21 protein-coding genes and 1 tRNA gene are annotated in these 17323 nt (G+C 61.4%); 8 read left to right on the forward strand and 14 right to left on the reverse strand.

Features of this window, described 5'->3' with window-relative positions; all coding sequences use genetic code 11:
- The first annotated feature begins 32 nt into the window (after positions 1–32).
- Positions 33–365, forward strand: a complete 333-nt coding sequence (locus C8264_RS19445; protein WP_108462646.1) for a hypothetical protein — start codon at positions 33–35, stop codon at positions 363–365.
- 110 nt (positions 366–475) lie between these two features.
- Positions 476–940 carry a cell wall hydrolase gene (locus C8264_RS19450; RefSeq protein WP_108462647.1) on the forward strand — a complete coding sequence of 155 codons (465 nt, stop codon included), beginning with the start codon at positions 476–478 and terminating at the stop codon, positions 938–940.
- A gap of 193 nt (positions 941–1133) precedes the next feature.
- On the opposite strand, the gene C8264_RS19455 is transcribed toward C8264_RS19450, so the two are convergent.
- The 4 genes from C8264_RS19455 to C8264_RS19470 all read right to left on the reverse strand — a co-directional run bounded on the left by C8264_RS19455 (position 1134) and on the right by C8264_RS19470 (position 4490).
- Complete coding sequence (locus tag C8264_RS19455; protein ID WP_108462648.1) at positions 1134–1700, reverse strand: DUF2076 domain-containing protein; 567 nt, start codon at positions 1698–1700, stop codon at positions 1134–1136.
- 85 nt (positions 1701–1785) lie between these two features.
- Positions 1786–2058, reverse strand: coding sequence for an EscU/YscU/HrcU family type III secretion system export apparatus switch protein (locus tag C8264_RS19460; RefSeq protein ID WP_108462649.1), 273 nt, complete (start codon positions 2056–2058; stop codon positions 1786–1788).
- Complete coding sequence (gene fliK, locus C8264_RS19465; RefSeq protein WP_108462650.1) at positions 2055–3644, reverse strand: flagellar hook-length control protein FliK; 1590 nt, start codon at positions 3642–3644, stop codon at positions 2055–2057. Before fliK ends, C8264_RS19460 begins: the two co-directional genes overlap by 4 nt.
- 102 nt (positions 3645–3746) lie before the next feature.
- Positions 3747–4490 (reverse strand): glycosyltransferase family 2 protein, encoded by a 744-nt coding sequence (locus C8264_RS19470; protein WP_108462681.1) that lies wholly within the window; start codon positions 4488–4490, stop codon positions 3747–3749.
- 230 nt (positions 4491–4720) lie between these two features.
- Between C8264_RS19470 and C8264_RS19475 the strand changes: the two genes are divergently transcribed.
- Positions 4721–5500 carry a FecR family protein gene (locus tag C8264_RS19475; protein WP_162783784.1) on the forward strand — a complete coding sequence of 260 codons (780 nt, stop codon included), beginning with the start codon at positions 4721–4723 and terminating at the stop codon, positions 5498–5500.
- An 81-nt stretch (positions 5501–5581) separates the two neighbouring features.
- On the forward strand, positions 5582–6391 hold the full coding sequence (locus C8264_RS19480) for an ion channel (protein ID WP_108462652.1): 810 nt from the start codon (positions 5582–5584) through the stop codon (positions 6389–6391).
- Here the strand turns inward: C8264_RS19480 and C8264_RS19485 are convergent.
- From C8264_RS19485 to C8264_RS19510, 6 genes are all read right to left on the reverse strand, one after another.
- Positions 6388–7149 carry a 5-oxoprolinase subunit PxpA gene (locus C8264_RS19485; RefSeq protein ID WP_108462653.1) on the reverse strand — a complete coding sequence of 254 codons (762 nt, stop codon included), beginning with the start codon at positions 7147–7149 and terminating at the stop codon, positions 6388–6390. The genes C8264_RS19480 and C8264_RS19485 overlap by 4 nt on opposite strands.
- Positions 7146–8033: a 5-oxoprolinase subunit C family protein gene (locus C8264_RS19490; RefSeq protein WP_108462654.1), complete on the reverse strand. Its 888-nt coding sequence runs from the start codon at positions 8031–8033 to the stop codon at positions 7146–7148. Before C8264_RS19490 ends, C8264_RS19485 begins: the two co-directional genes overlap by 4 nt.
- The gene (locus C8264_RS19495; RefSeq protein ID WP_281261471.1) at positions 8030–8653 is read right to left on the reverse strand and encodes a 5-oxoprolinase subunit B family protein; all 624 of its coding nucleotides are present in this window, start codon (positions 8651–8653) and stop codon (positions 8030–8032) included. Before C8264_RS19495 ends, C8264_RS19490 begins: the two co-directional genes overlap by 4 nt.
- A 211-nt stretch (positions 8654–8864) precedes the next feature.
- A complete protein-coding gene (locus tag C8264_RS19500) occupies positions 8865–9041 on the reverse strand; it encodes a hypothetical protein (RefSeq protein WP_157959773.1) in 177 nt (58 codons plus the stop codon).
- A 117-nt stretch (positions 9042–9158) separates the two neighbouring features.
- Positions 9159–9356, reverse strand: a complete 198-nt coding sequence (locus C8264_RS19505) for a hypothetical protein (RefSeq protein ID WP_162783786.1) — start codon at positions 9354–9356, stop codon at positions 9159–9161.
- Positions 9357–9527: 171 nt separating this feature from the next.
- Positions 9528–10496: a DUF808 domain-containing protein gene (locus C8264_RS19510; RefSeq protein ID WP_108462658.1), complete on the reverse strand. Its 969-nt coding sequence runs from the start codon at positions 10494–10496 to the stop codon at positions 9528–9530.
- 203 nt (positions 10497–10699) lie between these two features.
- On the opposite strand from C8264_RS19510, the gene C8264_RS19515 reads away from it, so the two are divergent.
- Together C8264_RS19515 and C8264_RS19520 are read left to right on the forward strand one after the other, a co-directional pair.
- Positions 10700–11665, forward strand: a complete 966-nt coding sequence (locus tag C8264_RS19515) for a TIGR03885 family FMN-dependent LLM class oxidoreductase (RefSeq protein WP_108462659.1) — start codon at positions 10700–10702, stop codon at positions 11663–11665.
- Between the two features lie 2 nt (positions 11666–11667).
- Positions 11668–13317 (forward strand): alpha-amylase family protein, encoded by a 1650-nt coding sequence (locus tag C8264_RS19520; protein ID WP_108462660.1) that lies wholly within the window; start codon positions 11668–11670, stop codon positions 13315–13317.
- A gap of 409 nt (positions 13318–13726) precedes the next feature.
- Here the strand turns inward: C8264_RS19520 and C8264_RS22800 are convergent, their stop codons facing one another.
- The gene (locus C8264_RS22800) at positions 13727–13852 is read right to left on the reverse strand and encodes a hypothetical protein (protein WP_281261470.1); all 126 of its coding nucleotides are present in this window, start codon (positions 13850–13852) and stop codon (positions 13727–13729) included.
- Positions 13853–13877: 25 nt separating this feature from the next.
- Between C8264_RS22800 and C8264_RS19530 the strand changes: the two genes are divergently transcribed.
- Together C8264_RS19530 and C8264_RS19535 are read left to right on the forward strand one after the other, a co-directional pair.
- The gene (locus C8264_RS19530) at positions 13878–14114 is read left to right on the forward strand and encodes a hypothetical protein (protein ID WP_108462662.1); all 237 of its coding nucleotides are present in this window, start codon (positions 13878–13880) and stop codon (positions 14112–14114) included.
- 55 nt (positions 14115–14169) lie between these two features.
- Positions 14170–15225: a serine hydrolase domain-containing protein gene (locus C8264_RS19535; protein ID WP_245893403.1), complete on the forward strand. Its 1056-nt coding sequence runs from the start codon at positions 14170–14172 to the stop codon at positions 15223–15225.
- 43 nt (positions 15226–15268) lie between these two features.
- Here C8264_RS19535 and C8264_RS19540 read toward each other — a convergent pair.
- The 3 genes from C8264_RS19540 to C8264_RS19550 all read right to left on the reverse strand — a co-directional run bounded on the left by C8264_RS19540 (position 15269) and on the right by C8264_RS19550 (position 17266).
- Positions 15269–15358: transfer RNA gene (locus tag C8264_RS19540), tRNA-Ser, on the reverse strand.
- A 61-nt stretch (positions 15359–15419) separates the two neighbouring features.
- Positions 15420–16391 (reverse strand): quinone oxidoreductase family protein, encoded by a 972-nt coding sequence (locus tag C8264_RS19545; RefSeq protein ID WP_108462663.1) that lies wholly within the window; start codon positions 16389–16391, stop codon positions 15420–15422.
- A complete protein-coding gene (locus C8264_RS19550) occupies positions 16388–17266 on the reverse strand; it encodes a TerC family protein (RefSeq protein WP_108462664.1) in 879 nt (292 codons plus the stop codon). The genes C8264_RS19545 and C8264_RS19550 overlap by 4 nt, the downstream gene beginning before the upstream one ends.
- Positions 17267–17323: the final 57 nt, after the last annotated feature.

A 17323-nucleotide genomic window follows, 5' to 3' on the forward strand; every position in this document is an offset into this window, starting at 1 on the left:
GTTGATGCGACATTACCAAGTGGAGCGTCACCATGGCAATTGCGGCAAAACGAGCACTGAGACACGCTGAGGCGAGCGGCGAAGAATTGATCGACAACCTCTCGCACCAGATCGCCATGCTGCGGAAGGAAATTGCTTCCATCACCGAAGCCGTCAACGATTATAGCGGCAGCACGCTCGAGGATGTGCAGCACAACGCCGTCGTGCTGGCGCGGGAAATGCGCAAGGGCGGCGAACTGGTAGCCCGCCAGGTCGGGCGCAATGCCGGGCGCGCCGGCAAGGCTGTGCAGGAAAATCCGGTTCCGGTCATTGTTGCGCTCGGCACTATCGCGCTGATTTCCGCACTGATCTTCAGGCGCGACTAGGCGAAAAGCGGGGTTAGCGAATTACTAACCTTGCGGGTCAGACTTTCCTTAAGTCTGTTGGGTCATTTTCGGTCTTCATTGCACAATTGCAACAGACCGGAGATGGCCCCATGCGTTTTTCGACAAAAGCCGTGCTACGCGCTGCCGCGCTTGTCGTTTCCGCAAGTACACTCGGCGGATGCAGCTTTCTTGGCCTCAACTTTGGCATGGCCCAGCTGAGCGAGAAAGAGTGCCTGATGCGGGCAATGTATTTCGAATCGAATCGTTCGAGTTCCGAGGGCATGCTCGCGGTTGGTACGGTGGTGATGAACCGCAAGGACGACCCGCGCTATCCCAAAACGGTGTGTGGCGTGGTGGGGCAGAAGAACCAGTTTGCGCAAGGCGTTCTGAGCAAGAAAATGACGGACAGCGGCGCCGTGCTGGCTTCGCAGATGGCCGATCAGGTGCTGCGTGGTGCGCGTCACCCCGGCGTGCGCAATGCCCACCATTTCCACACAGCCGGGCTGCGGTTCCCCTACAACAACATGCACTATGTGCTCGAAGCCGGCGGCAACGAGTTCTACGAGAAGTACTAGCGCCTAAAACTGCGCCGGGACGCCGAGCAGGACAATCAGCGCCGCGATTGCTGCAAATGTGAGCGTCGTGCGCAAGGCTGTGCGCCGCTGACGATAGTTGTAGAACATCGGAAAACCCTCGGGACGAGTTGCATCCTGAGGGTCTTGCACCAGTGGCGTTGAACTGGGGCTGTGAGGCTCGTTCAGGTGGTGTTTAGAAATCGCCGCCCATGTCGAAATCGTCGCCGCCAAAATCATCGGCACCGGCATCGATCTCTTCAGCACCCGGATCGGCTTCCGGTTCCGGCTCGGGGTTGTATTCAGTTGCATTTGCGCCGCCGGTCATCATGCCGGCAATGGCGCTGCCCAACAGCACGCCGCCGGTGACGCCTAGCGCAGTCTGGGCCGCGCCGGCGAGGAAGCCGCCGCCGGATGGCCGACGCTGCTCTTCGTCATCCTGCCCGCGATCCCAGGGCCCGCGGCGGCGAGCGGGTTGTTGCTGTTGCTGTGGTTCGCTGCCGCCGAACATGCCGCCCAGAAAGCCTCCGCCGCGCTGCTGGCCCTGTGCCTCGAGCTGTTCGATGCGGGCCTGAGCCTGACGAAGCGCTTCCTCCTGGATCAGGATAGTTTGAGCCATATAGTAGGGCGCGGGCGGAAACTGCTGCAGCCGCTGCTGAATCTGGGTCTCGGCATCTCGGTCGCGCGGCTGGCTGTTGCGGGCAACATCCTCGATACGATCAAAAAGGCCGTCGATCGCGGCATGATCATCCTGGTTCGGCATGGCTCCACTCCAATTGGTGTTGGCTCGCCATGTGAAATGGGTGCCGTCCGCCATCGTTGCAATGATACGCAGCGAAAGCGACTGCCTATTTCTTTGCGCCGACCTGCAGCACGTAGCCGATCACGATCGCCACGGCCTCATAGAGTTCGAGTGGTATTGTGTCGTCCAGCTCAATGCCGGCAAGTGCTTCGGCCAGCGCCGGATTGGCTTCGATGATGACGCCGTTCTCTTCGGCCAGTTGAAGGATGCGCTCGGCGAGAAGCCCCCGCCCCTTTGCAACCACTCGCGGCGCGTCGCGCGTGCCCTTTTCGTAGCGCAATGCGACGGCGAGCGGCCGCTCCCTGGGCTGCTCCGTCATGTGCGTGCATCCAGGAAGTGCCCCGACGCGGCAGCTGCCTGCATGGGCGGTTCGCCGTGGCGCACGATCACCGCTCCGGCCCTGAGGCCGATTGCGGCGAGGGTTTGGCGCAAGGCGCCAAGGTCGCTTTCGAGCGCCTCCGAGGTTTCGCGCTCGGTGGCCCACAGCATGACCCCGGTTGCGCCGCCCCGCATCGACACCTGAGCGCCGACCTCACCCAGTTGCGGCAGGCTCAGTGCAAAGCGCATCTGCCAGCCACGCTCCGCTGGCGTATCCGATGTATCTTCTGCATCCCGGTGGATCTGCAAATGGAGCACCGTCTGCTGTGTTCCCACAAGAACCGGCAGGTCCATGCTCCAATCGGCTGTCTTTGCGACCAGGTCCGGCAAGGACGCACTCTGGTGCAATCTCAGCCGGGCGAGTGACGCTTCCGTGCGCTCCAGCAATTGCTTGCCGATTTCGGCGGGAAGGGCATCGGGATCGATGCGCGGGGCCTCCGCGACACGGGCGCGCGGCCCCTGCCCGCGCATGGGCGGCGCAAGCTGCATTGCGGGAGCGACCGACGACGCCAGCGGCCCCAGCCAAGTGGTCAGGGTCTGCCGCAGGGCCAGAAGGGTGGCTTTCTGGTCGGCCTGCATGGCTGGCGCTTGCGCTTGCCCATTGGCAAGTTTTGCCTCTTGAAAAATGCCGGAGTTCAGCACGGCCTTTTGCAAAACGGCCCCGTCCAGCTTGCCGCCGTCCACCGCGACGCGCCCAGCGAGCACCTGTTGGGCGGCTCGGATCACCGGTTCAGGCAGGGCTGTTTTGCCGGCTATCGCGGTCAAGGCGGTCATCAGGTTGGCGATGCTATCCTGCCGGGGCAATGCCGACTGCACCATCTGCGCAAGGGCCGCTTGGGGCGTGGTCGCGGGTGACGATGTAGAAGCAGGCTGCGTAGTGGGTCCGCTCCGAGGAGCCGCGGTCTGCTCGAGCGTTGGTTTGTGGGCAGTGGGTGGCAGATCAGCCAATGGAGCTTGGGGGCGCGACTGAGGCTGTAGTGGAGGATATGGGCTTGCCGGCGTTTTGGCGGCGGGCGTCGTGACCGTCGGCCGGCTTTCGGGTCTGGGCAAGGTAGCGGCTGGCGCTTGAGACAAAGGCGTTTGGGTCGCATTAGCTGGGGTGGGCGCGGCGGGAGCGCTGCCGGAAGAAATGGCCGGTTGTACAGGGCCAGGCGTTACCGCAGGCGCAGGCGGCAATATGTTGCTTTGCGGCTGCACCTGCACGGCAGCGACCGGCAAGGAGGTTTGCCCCGGAGGCAATGGCGGGGCTTGCGGTGGCGCGGTCGGCGCTTGGTGGCTCGGTTGCAGGGCCAGTTTGATCTGTGCGCCGCTGCCCTGCACCTGGAAGCGAAGTGTTTCACCGGGCTTGGCCAATACCGGCAACAGGAGATTGAGCATTTGACCGGCGATCTTGACCTGCGTGCCGCCGTTCGGAGCCGGGCCGATCACCTCGCCCTCGATCATCTGGCCCGCCTGCAGCGCCAGTGCCTGCAAAGCGCTGCTGCGCGCGGCGATCACGAACTGGGGAAGCTGCGGAGACATCGGCATGCCTGGGCCCTGGCCGCGTCATGCGGCGCCACAGTCTAGTCCATCGCAATGCGGATGGCTGCTGCCGTATTGACCAGGCTTAACGAGATTTCAACGAGGCGATCATTCAGGGCGGATGTCGGTGTGGCTCTTGGTTACCGGCTTGCCACGGAACGTCACCCAGAAGAAATTGAGAGTGTAGGTGCCTGCAGTTTTAAATACGCCTTCTTTTTCAAGGCGCCGGCCAGATGTCTTCATCTTCAAGGCGAACGTCCATTTCACGCCGCCGACCTTCGAGAGGCGTACGGCAACGTCCGTATCTTCGCCGAAGAACACGATGGAGCGGTCATAGCCGCCCACCTGCTCCCAGGCGGCGCGCTTGAATACGAAATTGCCACCCTGCACGACGGAGCCGACACGCAGGACGAAGCGGTTGACCACGTAGATGAGGTAGGTCAGGCCATAGAAAGCCCCCACAAGGAAGCGGTTCCATGGGCTCATGTCGTAATAGACATAGGGGCCGCTCAGGCACACCAGCTTGTCGTCGCGCGCGAACTCGCTGAACACCGTGTCCAGCCAGCCCTCCGGCACGATGGTGTCGCTGTCGATATTGGCGATCAGCTCATAGCCCTCGCTGGCCGCGAAGCCGGCGTCACGCGCATTCACCAGCCCCTTCTTGGGCTCGTCGACCACCTGCACGGTGGGGAAGCTGCGCGCGATCTCGCCAGTGCGGTCCGTGGATGCGTTGTTGACGACGATGATATCGGCGTCCGCGCCAGAGCGGGCAATCTCGGCGACAACGGATTCCAGGCACTTTCCGATAAGCGCTTCTTCGTTGTAGGCCGGAATAACGAATGCCAGTTTCATCGTGCCCTCGTTCAAAGCCGGAAAAGCCGGCCATTCCGCTGCCATAACCGCCCGGCGCGCAGAGGGCAACAGAGGACGCGGTTTTTCCCTGCCAGTCGCAGAGCACCGGCAACTATACTCTCTGGTCTATCGCCCGCGCTTCCGCATCGCCGCCGTTGTCTGCTAGTGTTCAACCCTCGTTCAGAATGAATCTGTTGCGATGCGGCGAGCATTGCGGAAGGCGGTTCAACATGAGACGGCATCTGTTCGGAATTATACTCGTGCTGGCGCAGATTGGTTTTGCGCCAGCGGTGTTCGCCCAGGGAGAGGGTACGGCTGTAGGCGTCAACCCGGACGCTGTCGCCCGGGTCCGAAGCCAGGAGAGAATCCTGCAGGTGGGCACCGACGTGTCGGTGGGGGAAACAATCGTCACGGGACCGGCCGGCCAGGTGCAGGTGGTGTTCGATGACGACACGCGGCTCGTTGTCGGGCCTGGTTCCTCGCTCAAGGTGGAAACCTATCTGCTGGCCAGCAGCAACACCGCGCAGCGGCTGACGATCAACGCACTGGGCGGCTCGTTCCGGTTCATAACCGGCAACAGCCCCAAGCCAGCCTATTCCATCCACACACCCACGGCCGCCATCGCTGTGCGCGGAACGGAGTTCGACCTTGTGGTTGAGCGGCGCAGTACCCGCGTCATGCTCTACAAGGGCGCTGTCCAGATCTGCAATTCGGGCGGCGCCTGCGAAATATTGACGGAGCGCTGCGAAATTGGCGTGGCGGCACCGCAGCAGGTGGCGTTGTTGGGCGCCAGCGAACCACAGCGCGCAGCGCTCAGCCTGGATTTCCGGTATGCCCGGTTTCAGAGCTCGCTCATGAACGGGTTTCGGGTTGGTGGCGCCGGCAATTGCATAGGGACGCCGCAGTCCAGCAATTCCCTTGAGTCGCTGAGCACGATGGATGGTGGCGGGCCCAGTTCGCAAACGCGGCAGCAATCGCCCAACGGGAGCAATGGCCAAACTTCGCCGTAGCGCTTGGAGTAGGGATAGTCAGCGGCGTCCTTGCGAATTGCCTCTTGCGCAGGCTCGGGCGGGCTGGCAAGCAAGGTCGCTATGGGCAAGAACGCAGCTGCCGACGACATTCCCGAAACCGGTTTCCGCCGCCTGCGCAGCACGTTGCGGCTGCTCTACCACAGCCAATCGCCGCAAGCGCAGCGTTTCCAGTATTCGGTGCTGATCGTCGACCTGGCGATCATTGTGTTCTTCATCGCCTCACCGGTCCTTCGTGAATACGATACGTTCCTGTGGATCGACTATTCCATAGCCGCGCTGCTGTTTCTCGACCTGATGGCGCGCGCCCTTGCCTCGACTGACGTGTTGCGCTGGCTGCGGCAGCCCAACATCATCCTCGACATCTTCATTCTCGCGACGCTGCTGTTCCCCGCGCAGCTCTACAATCTGGGCTTCCTGCGCATCATGCGCCTCTGGACCCTCACCCGCGGACATGCCATCTGGCGGCCGCTCCGGCGGCGCGGATTAATCGCGTACCAGGAAACCGTCCAGGCGGTCATCAACCTGCTGGTGTTTCTCTTTGTCGTTACCGGCTTTGTCTACACCGCGTTCGTGGACCGCGAGAGCGAGGGCATAGCCTCTTATATCGACGCGCTGTATTTTACGGTCACCACCGTGACGACCACCGGTTACGGCGATCTCACCCTGCCCGGATCAGGCGGCAAGCTGGCGTCCATCGTCATCATGATCATCGGGATTTCGCTGTTTGTGCGCCTGGCGCAGTCGATTTTCCGGCCCAACAAGGTGCACTTCCCCTGCCCGCAATGCGGCCTGCAAAAGCATGATCCGGATGCGGTCCACTGCAAGGCCTGTGGGCACCTGCTCGCCATTCCCGACGAGGGCCACGCCTAAGGCGTTGGCAGTTCAGGCGAACCGGCCTTGATCGAGATGCCTTCACCTTCCAGCGCATCCCGCACCTCCCGCGCCAGATCCACCGCGCCGGGTGTATCTCCATGCAGGCATATCGAGCGCGCCGATGATTTCAGCACGGTGCCGTCGATGGCCACCAGTTCACCGCTTCTGGCCAGCCGCAGGCATCGTTCGATGACAGCATCGACATCGTGGATGACCGAGCCTTCCTGGGCGCGCGGCACGAGCAATCCATCGGGGGTATAGGCGCGGTCGGCATAGGCCTCGCGGATCAGCGGCAGCCCCACCGCCTTTGCAGCCCGCACCTGCTGGCTGTTGTCGAGCGCGAGCACCGCCATGCGGGAATCCATCGCCTGAATGGTCGCGAACACCCCTATGGCAAAGGCCAGTTCCTCTGCGGTTTGGTTGGCCAGCGCCCCGTGCAGCTTCACATAGGCCAGCGGCACGCCCACCTCGTCGGCAATGAAGCGCACGAGGAATAGCTGGCTACGAATCTGGCCGAGCAATTGGTCGAGCGGCATGACCACGCGAAACCGGCCGAACCGTTTGGGGTCGGCATAGCCCGGATGGGCTCCGGCCCGCACGCCGCGCGCCTTGCAGATCTTGAGGATGCGGCGGATCGTGGGTGCATCACCCGCATGGCCGCCGCAAGCAATGGAAGCGCTGGAGACGATCTGGAGCAGGTCCTCGTCCGTTCCCATGCCCTCGCCAAGGTCGGCGTTGAGGTCGATCGATGTCATCGGCGGCTCCGCAGCAAATCCTGGGCATGTTCCACCGTCACCGGCGTGAAGGCAATCGCGGTGCCGGGACGAAGCTGTGCGAAGCGATCCAGATCGGCAGTGATGATGGTGGCGATACGGGGGTAGCCGCCGGTTGGCTGGTGATCGCGCATCAGGACGATCGGCGTACCGTCACCCAAAATCTGGACATCACCCGGCACGATCGCGTCAGACGCGAGCGAAAGAATATTAGTACCAGCAAAGACGCAGCACGAGTCGTTCAGGCGAACGCCCATGCGGTCCATGCTCGAAGAAATATCGAAGCTTGCTTCGAGGAACTTCTGTCGTTGAAGCGGCTCGAACAGATCGGCATGCAGGCCCCAGACGATGCGCAGGGGGCCTTCTGCGGTGTGAGCCGGCGCGGCAGATTTGGTTGCGGTGCCCTGCTCCGCCAGCTCCAGCACATCCCCAACCTGCAAGGGTCGCCCGTTCACTCCGCCAAGCCGGGCACGGCTGCTCGTCGCTATGCTTCCCATGATGGCTTCCGCCATCAAGTCGGTATCGAAGCGGAGATATCCGTAGTTTCCCCAGGCTCCCGGGGTAATCGAAACAACATCACCTGCGCCAAGCCGCGCCATTCCTAGCCATTGCGCGGGCGCGCCATTAATCGTGATGGTGAAGTCACCGCCGGCAAAGCCGATCTGGCATTGGCCACTGGCGACGCGAAACTCGATGCCTGCCCTCGTCATCTCGATGCCGCCGCGCCCGCTACGACCGGCTTGCTCGAAAGCACCCCGGTCCATGGGGCCCGAAGCGCTGATGCCGTGTCGCAGCATGCCAAAGCGCCCCTCATCCTGAATGGTGGTGAGTGGCCCCGCACGCAGAATCGCCAGCACTGCACTCATGGGGCCACCATGAAGCGGACCTGATCGCCGGGCTCAAGACGCGTTGGCGGACTGGCGGTCGGGTCGAAATTGGCGAAATCGGTATGTCCGATGATGTGCCAGCCGGTCGGCATTTCGGTGGCGGTAATGGCGGTTTGCCCGGCCGCAAAGAGCACGCTGCCCGGCGGGACCGATGGGCGGACAGTGGGACGACGCGGCAACGTCAATTCATTCGGGTGCAGGCCGCAATAGACGAATCCGGGAGCGAAGCCGGTGGCCAACACCCTTAGGCTGCCTCGGTTGTGAGCCGCGATGAACGCCTCGGCGGTCATCCCAAAGGCCGTTGCTACATCGGACAGATCGGGGCCGTCGAACGCCACGGCAATGCTCCATTCCCGGGTCTCAGCACGGTGGCTCTCGTGCCCCAGAAGCCGCAACCGTACCTCGCCGGCGATTGTCTGAGCGCTCGTTTGCAGCGGATCAAACCGAACCAGGACCGAAATCAGGTTCGGAACAATCTCCAGCGCCCCAGCCGGTGGATCGCTATCCAGCAATCGGGCTAGACCAATCGCCGCGCCATTGGCGGCGTCGGTCAAGCTATTCCCGAAACGCACCAGCAGAGCGCTGTCACCCAACGGCACAAGCGTTGGTGTCGGGTTAGTGGGAGGATTCAAGCCGCTCAATTGCAAGCCTCGCAAGCCGGATCATGCGCAGTCCTGTCGGAACGCTTCCGATCCGTCAACCCGGACTAAAGGCGCCGGAAACTGCGCCCCGCCCGGATCGCGATTTGCTCAAGCCAGCGCCACGCGTGTGCCGCTGGCCAGGTGTGACTTGCCGGCAATCGGCGCTGTGTCAGTTGGGGTCTTTGCCGTCCTGCTCAACTACGGCATCGAACAATTGCCTGGCCTGCCCTGCTCCGATCGCCTCAATGGCAACCGCAGCAATAGCCGCAAACAATTCTGCGATTTCCTGGGGATCGGTGATTTCGGCGTCGTCGTCTTCGGCGTCGGCGTTGATTAGAGTGAACACAATAAGCGCCTCCAAGTTAGCCAATGCCTCATTGTGCGGCGATTCCCATTACAGAATAAATAACGGAAAACGGCACCTGCCCATGACGAGAGCGATTGCCAGCGCGTAAGGGCTAGCCTAGTCTTCGCCCGCTTCGAGCTTGTCGAGATACGCCTCGATATCTTCCAGCGTTGCCGTGAATGGCAGTGGAATGTGGCCGAAGATCACCTTGAAGCTCTCGTCGTCGCGTAGCGCGTGTCCGCCCTTGCCCTGCTTGGCCGTGAGCTTTTCGGCTGTCAGGATCGTCAAGCCATGGCGCCCGGCGATCCGCCTCATGCGGCGCATCCGCGATGCTTCGAATTCCTTGCGGCTCACTCGTCGTCCCTTTGATACACTTGCGAGGAAGCGGAACTATTCTCCCGCCTTCCCAATTTCGAGCAGCCATAGCAGCGGCGGCACGCTAATGCCATACCCGATGCACCCGCGGGAGAAGAGCCGCAGCCCCGATCACGCCCCTGCCCGCTTTGGCAGCAAGCTCTTCACGCTTGCCCATACAGGCGAGATCACGTGCTCCACGACCGGGATCAAAATCGCCCCGAGCACGACGCCGGCAACGAAGTAGAGGAAGGTTTCGACGAACCACTCGGCTACCGGGCCCAAAGGTTCAACCGCGTGAACTGCGCCGTGCATGACCACTTCCAAAGCGTGCAGTCCGAAGCCTTCTAGACCGTGCACGATGATGCTGCCGCCCACCCAGATCATCGCGGCGGTGCCAACGACAGTCAGGGCCTTCATGAACCAGGGCATGCCCTTGACGATGGCTGTTCCCACCGAAGCGAGGGGCCCTCCGCGCTTTGCCAGCGACAGGCCGAAATCGTCGGCTTTGACTATCAGGGCCACGCTGCCATAGACGGCAATTGTGATGCCGACGGCGACAATAAGCAGCGCGACAGCCTGAAACCAGATACTCTCTCCGGGCATCTCGGCCAGGGCGATAGCCATGATTTCCGCTGACAGGATGAAATCGGTCTTGATCGCGCCTGCGATCTTCTGATCCTCGAGCGTTTTCGGGTCGATCGCGGTGTGGGTTATGTTCGCTTCGTGAGCATGCGCCGCGGCGGGGGCCACCGAGTGCCAGATCTTTTCAGCACCTTCGTAGCACAGATACGCCCCGCCGATCATGAGCAGCGGCGTGATCGCGCCAGGCAACACGACACTGAGGATGAGTGCGGCAGGCAGCAGGAAGATCAGCTTGTTCTTGATCGAGCCCTTGGCGATGCTCGCAACGATCGGGATCTCACGGTCTGCACTGAAGCCATGGACATATTTGGGGGTAACGGCGGCATCGTCGATCACCGCTCCGGATGCCTTCAGCCCCGCCTTCGCGGACATTTTGATGACGTCGTCCAGTGAGGCCGCTGCGATCTTGGCTATGCCTGCCACGTCATCGAGAAGACCAAGAAGTCCCACGCTCATTCAGATTGCTCCATGCTGGCCGAATCGAACGGCATTACTTGTTAGTACCAATTTTCGTGGGTCCCGGCGCGAAGTTCGCCGCGTCATGAACGCCCTTGCCACCCATACCCATCTGCTCAGGTCAAAGAGGCCACATATCGGGCATTGAGGAACAGATGGGCGGCGCTACCGTTTTGCAACGGTTGATCGGAGCTTTCTGAACCATGCCGCAAATCGGATTCCACGCGTCTCACGAACAGATCGATCCTGCTTCGCTGCTGAAAGCTGTTGTCGATGCCGAACAAGCCGGATTCGACGCGGCGATGTGTTCGGATCACTTTGCTCCCTGGAATTCAAAGCAGGGCCAATCCGGCTTTGCATGGTCCTGGCTTGGTGCGGCGCTGCAAGCGACCTCGCTGCCATTCGGGGTCGTGAACGCACCAGGTCAGCGCTATCATCCGGCAGTCATTGCACAGGCAGGCGCCACCCTGGCGCAGATGTTTCCCGGCCGCTTCTGGATGGCGCTCGGCTCCGGCGAAGCCGCCAATGAGCACATCACCGGCGAGCCGTGGCCCACCAAGCAGGTGCGCAATCAGCGCCTGGGCGAATGCGTCAGCGTTATGCGTCAGCTTTTCGCTGGCGAGACCGTGACCCACGACGGCCTGGTCACCGTTGACAGAGCCAAACTCTGGACCCGCCCGGAGCAGCCGCCGAAACTCATCGGCGCTGCTGTTAGCGTCGAAACGGCGCGGTGGGTGGGAAGCTGGGCCGATGGACTCATCACGATCAACCAGCCGCATGACCAATTGATCCAGATGATCGACGCTTTTCGCGCGGGCGGCGGTGAAGGCAAGCCCGTCTACCTGCAGATCCATCTTTCCTACGCAGAGAGCGACGAAATGGCGCTCGGCATCGCCTTCGAGCAATGGAGGTCGAATGTGTTCTCTCCGCCTCTATGTTGGGATCTCGAACTCCCCGAGCATTTCGAGGAAGCCTCCCGGTTCGTGCGCAGGGAAGACATGTCCGCCAGCGTATTGATTTCAAGTGAGCCCGCCCGGTTCGTCGACTGGCTGGGTGAATTGGCCAGTCTCGGCTTTGACGGCCTTTATCTGCACCATGTGGGCCGCGAGCAGCAGGCGTTCATCGAGACATTTGGTGAGCTTGTATTGCCCCAACTGAGAGGAAGCTGATTATGGATATGGCCAAGACCAGCGATCTCTGGTGGAAGAACGCGGTGTTTTATTGTCTTGACGTGGAGACGTTCCGCGACGGCAACGGTGATGGGGTTGGCGATTTCTTGGGTCTCGCCGATCGGATCGACTATCTGGCCGGACTGGGCGTCACCTGCCTGTGGCTGATGCCATTCTACCCGACTGCCAACCGCGACGATGGCTATGACATCATCGACTATTATGCAGTGGACCCGCTTTATGGCTCGCTTGGCGACTTTGTCGAGTTTCTGAGGACCGCGCGCGATCGCGGCATTCGCGTTATCGCAGATCTCGTGGTCAATCATACCTCCGCCGAACACCCTTGGTTCAAGGCGTCCCGCTCGGATAAGGCTTCCCCGTTCCGCGACTGGTATGTCTGGCAGGACAAGATACCGGAGGGTGCCTCGGAGAACCTGGTTTTCCCCGACAAGGAAACCAGCAATTGGGAGCTGGACCGGAAAACAGGGCAATATTACCTGCACCGCTTCTACACTCACCAGCCCGATCTCAACGTCACCAACCCGGACGTGCGGGAGGAAATCCGCAAGATCATCGGGTTTTGGCTGGAAGTCGGTCTGTCGGGCTTTCGCGTCGATGCCGTTCCATTCCTGCTCGAAACCGAAGGTGTCGAGCAGTCGATGGAGATGGCGCCACACGATTGGCTGCGTAACTTGCGCGGTTTTCTTGGCCGCAGGCGTGGTGATGCACTTCTACTAGGCGAGGTGAACCTCGAATACGAAGCGGTCAGAGAGTTCTATGGGGATGGTGGAGGCGGTGAACTTCACATGTGCCTCAACTTCAACCTCAATCAGGCGTTTGCCCTGGCGCTTGTTCGGGAAGATGCCGGCGCGCTGGTCCACGATTTGCGCGCCATGCCCACCCTGCCGCAGGACGGAGCCTGGGCAAACTTTGTCCGCAACCACGATGAATGGTCGCTCGATAAACTCACCGAGGCAGAACGGCAGGAGGTCTTTCGCGCCTTCGGCCCCAAGCCGGACATGCAGATATTTGGACGCGGATTGCGTCGCCGGCTGCCAACCATGCTGAACGGAGACCAGGCCCGGCTACGAATGGCCTATAGCCTGATGTTCTCGCTGCCCGGGGCGCCCGTGCTTTTCTACGGAGAAGAGATCGGCATGGCGGAGAATCTGGAGATAGAGGGCCGGATGAGCGTTCGCTCGCTCATGCAATGGTCGGACCGGGAGAATGGCGGCTTCTCTGAGGCGCCTGCTGAGACGCTCTGCCGGCCATTGCTGAAGTCAAAGAAGTGGGGGGCTTCAGCAATCAATGTCCGCGACCAGGAGAGCGATCCCAACTCATTGCTGGCCTGGATGGAAAGCCTCATTCGCCGACGGCGGGAAATGCCAGAAATCGCCTTCGGGAACTGGAGCCTGGTGCCGATATCCGATCCTGCCGTACTTGCCCTCAGCTACGACTGGGGGGAGCGCCGGTCGATACTCATTCACAATCTCGCTTCGGACAAAAAAGAGATTTCATTCCGGCTTGACCCGGCGCAGGGGGAGAACTCCATCGTTGATCGAGTCGGCGGCGATGACATCACAGTCCAGAAGGACGGCGCCGTAACACTCAGCCTCGCAGGTTATGGGTGCCGATGGCTCAAATTTTCGTGACAACGCAAGCTTGGGCAATGGGTGCGCAGAACTGAGTTCACCCAGTAGACGTCATGGTGAGCCTGCCGAGCCACGCGGTCGTGGCATCAGGCCTCCACTGGCTCGACCTCCTGCTTCGACAGGCTCACCATGAGGCTTTGAGGGCCTACCCCTTGGGGTCCGTCAAACGTGACACCCTAGGATCCTGACGTCTTTTCGTTACGAAAACGCGGTAAGGCGTACCCGCTCGTCCTGTCGAGGACTGCCAAGCAATAGTTGCGCCTTCGTTCTACATGTGCATCCAATGTCTTTGGGGGCTTGGGAGGGCCTGACTATGCAAGTCAACGTGTTTCTGGCTCGGGAACAACGGGGGCCACGGTCCAAGCTGTTGGTGCTGACTGTGGCTTCGGAAGCGGAGATACCAAAGAACCTAAGCAAGTACTGGAGATTTTACGGGACCATCGACAGCCAGAGCGCCCTGTTCGATGGAGTTGCTGTCGAGTTGCACCTGCAGGCTCGAGGCTTCGCGATCGTCGAAGCGTAGCGACAGAAACAAGATCAATAATCTGAGGGGGAAGGCCATGCAGGTAAATGTATTCATCACCCGGCAACAGGGGCGACTTGGAACCCAGTTGCTGGTGTTGCCGATCAATCCGCAGGCTGCGATACCCAAGGAGTACCGGGACGGCTGGCGATACTACAGCACGGTGAATACGGGCGACCGGATGTTCGGCGACATCGATGCCCGCGCCATCGAGGCGGAGCTGGCTGCCAGCGGCTATGCCATCGTGACGCCGGAGGCACCAGATAGAAGATAGGGCGCGATGTCGAATAGCCCTCCGTCGTGAAGCAACCCCGTAACGGGAACAAGAGATGCCGTTTCCGACTTACAATGGCATGAAGCGTTCCCTCCTGTATCCTTTTCGCCTTGCGCTGACCGCCTGCGCACTGGTGTTCTCCCATGCCGCTTTCGCTCAGCCGGACGAACTTGCGGCGCGGCTGGAGCCCGTGCTGGACGAGGCCGAACGCCTTGCTCCCCTCAATACCGTGGTGGTCGCAGCCGATGGCGAGATCGTTGCCGAGCGCGGCTATCGCGGCAATTCGGTTTCTGAGCCGGCCAACATCAAGTCTGCGTCCAAGAGCATCATTTCGGCGATGGTCGGCATCGCCATCGACCGCGGGCTCATTGAAGGCGTCGATCAACCTATTGCCGAATTGCTGGCCGACGATCTGCCTGACGATCCCGATCCGAGGATTTACGAGATCACCGTGGGGAACCTGCTGTCCATGCAGGCCGGGCTCACCCGCACGTCTGGTCCCAACTACGGCCGCTGGGTCGAAAACGCCAATTGGGTGCGCGCCGCTCTTGCACAGCCCTTCGAGGACGAACCGGGCGGCGCGATGCTCTATTCGACAGGCTCGACGCATCTGCTCTCGGCCATACTGACCAGCGTAAGCGGCCAATCGACACTGGCACTCGCCCAGGACTGGCTTTCGCCGCTCGATGGCTTTTCCATCGCCGCATGGGACCGCGATCCACAAGGCATCTATCTCGGCGGCAACCAGATGGCGATGAGCCCGCTATCCCTTCTTTCGTTCGGCGAGCTTTACCGAAACAATGGACTTGCCGACGCAGGAGAGCGGGTAGTCTCCGAGGATTGGATCAGACAGTCCTGGGAGCCACGAGTCATCTCCCGCCTATCGGGGGATGAATATGGCTATGGCTGGTTCCTGCGCGAGGTAGCCGGCGAGCAGGTCTATTACGGCTGGGGCTATGGCGGACAGATGCTCTATATCGTCCCCAGTCTTGAGCTAACGGTGGTTATGACTTCGGACGAGTACAGCCCATCCGCCAGCACGGGTCACCGGGACGACCTGCACCGATTGCTGGGCGAAATAGTCGAAGCCACTCGGCTCCCCGCGGACTGACTGTCGAGTCCGCAGGCTGCGAGCAAATTGGCTGCTTGAGCGATGGCGGGTAGAGAGGGATTCGAACCCCCGGAACGCTTGCACGTTCGCCGGTTTTCAAGACCGGAGCAATCAACCGCTCTGCCATCTACCCGTTGGATGTGCCTTTAGCCGTAGAGCGGCTGGCTGTCCAGTCTGGAACGGCGTCTGCTGCCCTATGGCAACAGCACAACCGAACCCGTCGTTTCGCGCCCTTCGAGGGCACGGTGCGCATCGGCAGCGTCGCTCAAGGGGAACGTCTTGTTGATGTTCACCTTGATGCTGCCGTTGGCGACAGCGTCGAACAGCGATGCGGCGCCTTCCAGCAATGCCTCGCGATTATTGAGGTAATGCGCCGTGGTCGGGCGCGTCACGTAGAGCGAACCCTTGCGGGAAAGAACTGTGATGTCGGGGATGCTGACGACGCCCGAGGCGTTGCCGAAACTCGCCATCAGCCCGCGTGGACGAAGGCAATCGAGCGACTTCTCGAACGTAGACTTGCCAACGCCATCATAGACGACATCGACACCCTTGCCGCCGGTGATTTCCTTGACCCGCTCGGCGAAATCCTCGGTGCGATAGTTGATGACATGATCGCAGCCATGCGCGCGAGCAAGCTCGACCTTTTCTTCACTGCCCGCCGTGCCGATCACCGTGGCGCCGAGTGCTTTGGCCCATTGGGTTGCGATAAGGCCAACGCCGCCTGCAGCCGCCTGCCAGAGAATGGTTTCGCCCTTGGCCAGCGGCCAGGTCTTGAACAGGAGGTAATAGGCCGTCAGCCCCTTGAGCATGATGGCGGCGGCAGTCTTGTCATCGATGCTGTCGGGAATTGGCACCACACGATCGGCGGCTGCCAGACGCTCGACGGCGTAGGCGCCGATCTGCCCCTGGTAGGCAACACGGTCGCCCACCCTGAGATCGGTCACGCCTTCGCCGACAGCGGTGACCACCCCTGCCCCTTCATTGCCGGCAACGAAGGGCGTCTGGACTGGATACAGCCCCGAGCGCTGATAGGTGTCGATGAAGTTCAGCCCGATCGCCGTCTGCTTGAGCTTTACCTGGCCGGCACCTGGATCGGCGACGGGCCGATCCTCGAAGCTCAACTGTTCGGGGCCACCGGTTTGGAGAACGACAATGGCTTTGGTCATGATCTTGGCTTCCGGGGAGCAGATTTAGGCCGCGCCTGGGCGCGGGCGGTTGGCGAGGTCTTGGAGCGAGCACGTGTACGGGCCGCGGACGCTTCTTCCGAACTGACGGAGCCCGTGACGCCGGTGAATGGCGCAACGCCGCCGCTCGCCCCTCCAGCACCGGCGCGCTTGCGCTTGGACGCAAAGATATTGATCGCCTCGACAAGCACCGAGAAGGCCATGGCCGCGTAGATGTAGCCCTTGGGGATATGGAAGCCAAGGCCATCAGCAACGAGCGAAACGCCGATCAGCAGTAGGAAAGCCAGCGCCAGCATCTTGGTGGTCGGGTGTTCCGAAACGAACCTGGCGACCGGGCCGGAGGCTACAAACATCACGCCTACCGCGACGATAACGGCGGCAATCATGACCTCGACGTCGTCGGCCATGCCGACCGCCGTGACGATGGAGTCGATCGAGAACACCATGTCGATCACGATGATCTGGCCGATAACGGCGGCAAACAGGGCGGTCGCCTTGCTCGCAATTTCGGGTTCATGCGGCTCTTCGATCGCGGCGTGCATTTCGTGCGTGGCCTTGTAGACCAGGAACGCGCCACCGGCGATCAGGATGAGATCTTTCCAGGAGAGATCGAAGCCGAAGGCGGAAATGGCAGGCTGGGTGAGGCTAATGATCCAGCTGATGACCAGCAGCAGCAGAATGCGGAAGATCAGCGCCAGCGCCAGGCCGAGCTTGCGGGCCCGATCCGCCTGCTCCTTGGGGAGACGGGAGACCAGCACCGAGATGAACACGATATTGTCGATCCCCAGCACGATCTCCATGACCGTCAGGGTACCAAAAGCGATCCAGGCGTTTGGATCGGACAATAGTTCAAGCATGTGTAGCTCCGGTGCGAGTCTGTTGGCGGTATGTTTACGGGGAGCGCAGTGTTTCGG

This window comes from Devosia naphthalenivorans (genome assembly GCF_003056355.1).
GTDB classification, from domain to species: Bacteria; Pseudomonadota; Alphaproteobacteria; order Rhizobiales; family Devosiaceae; genus Devosia; species Devosia naphthalenivorans.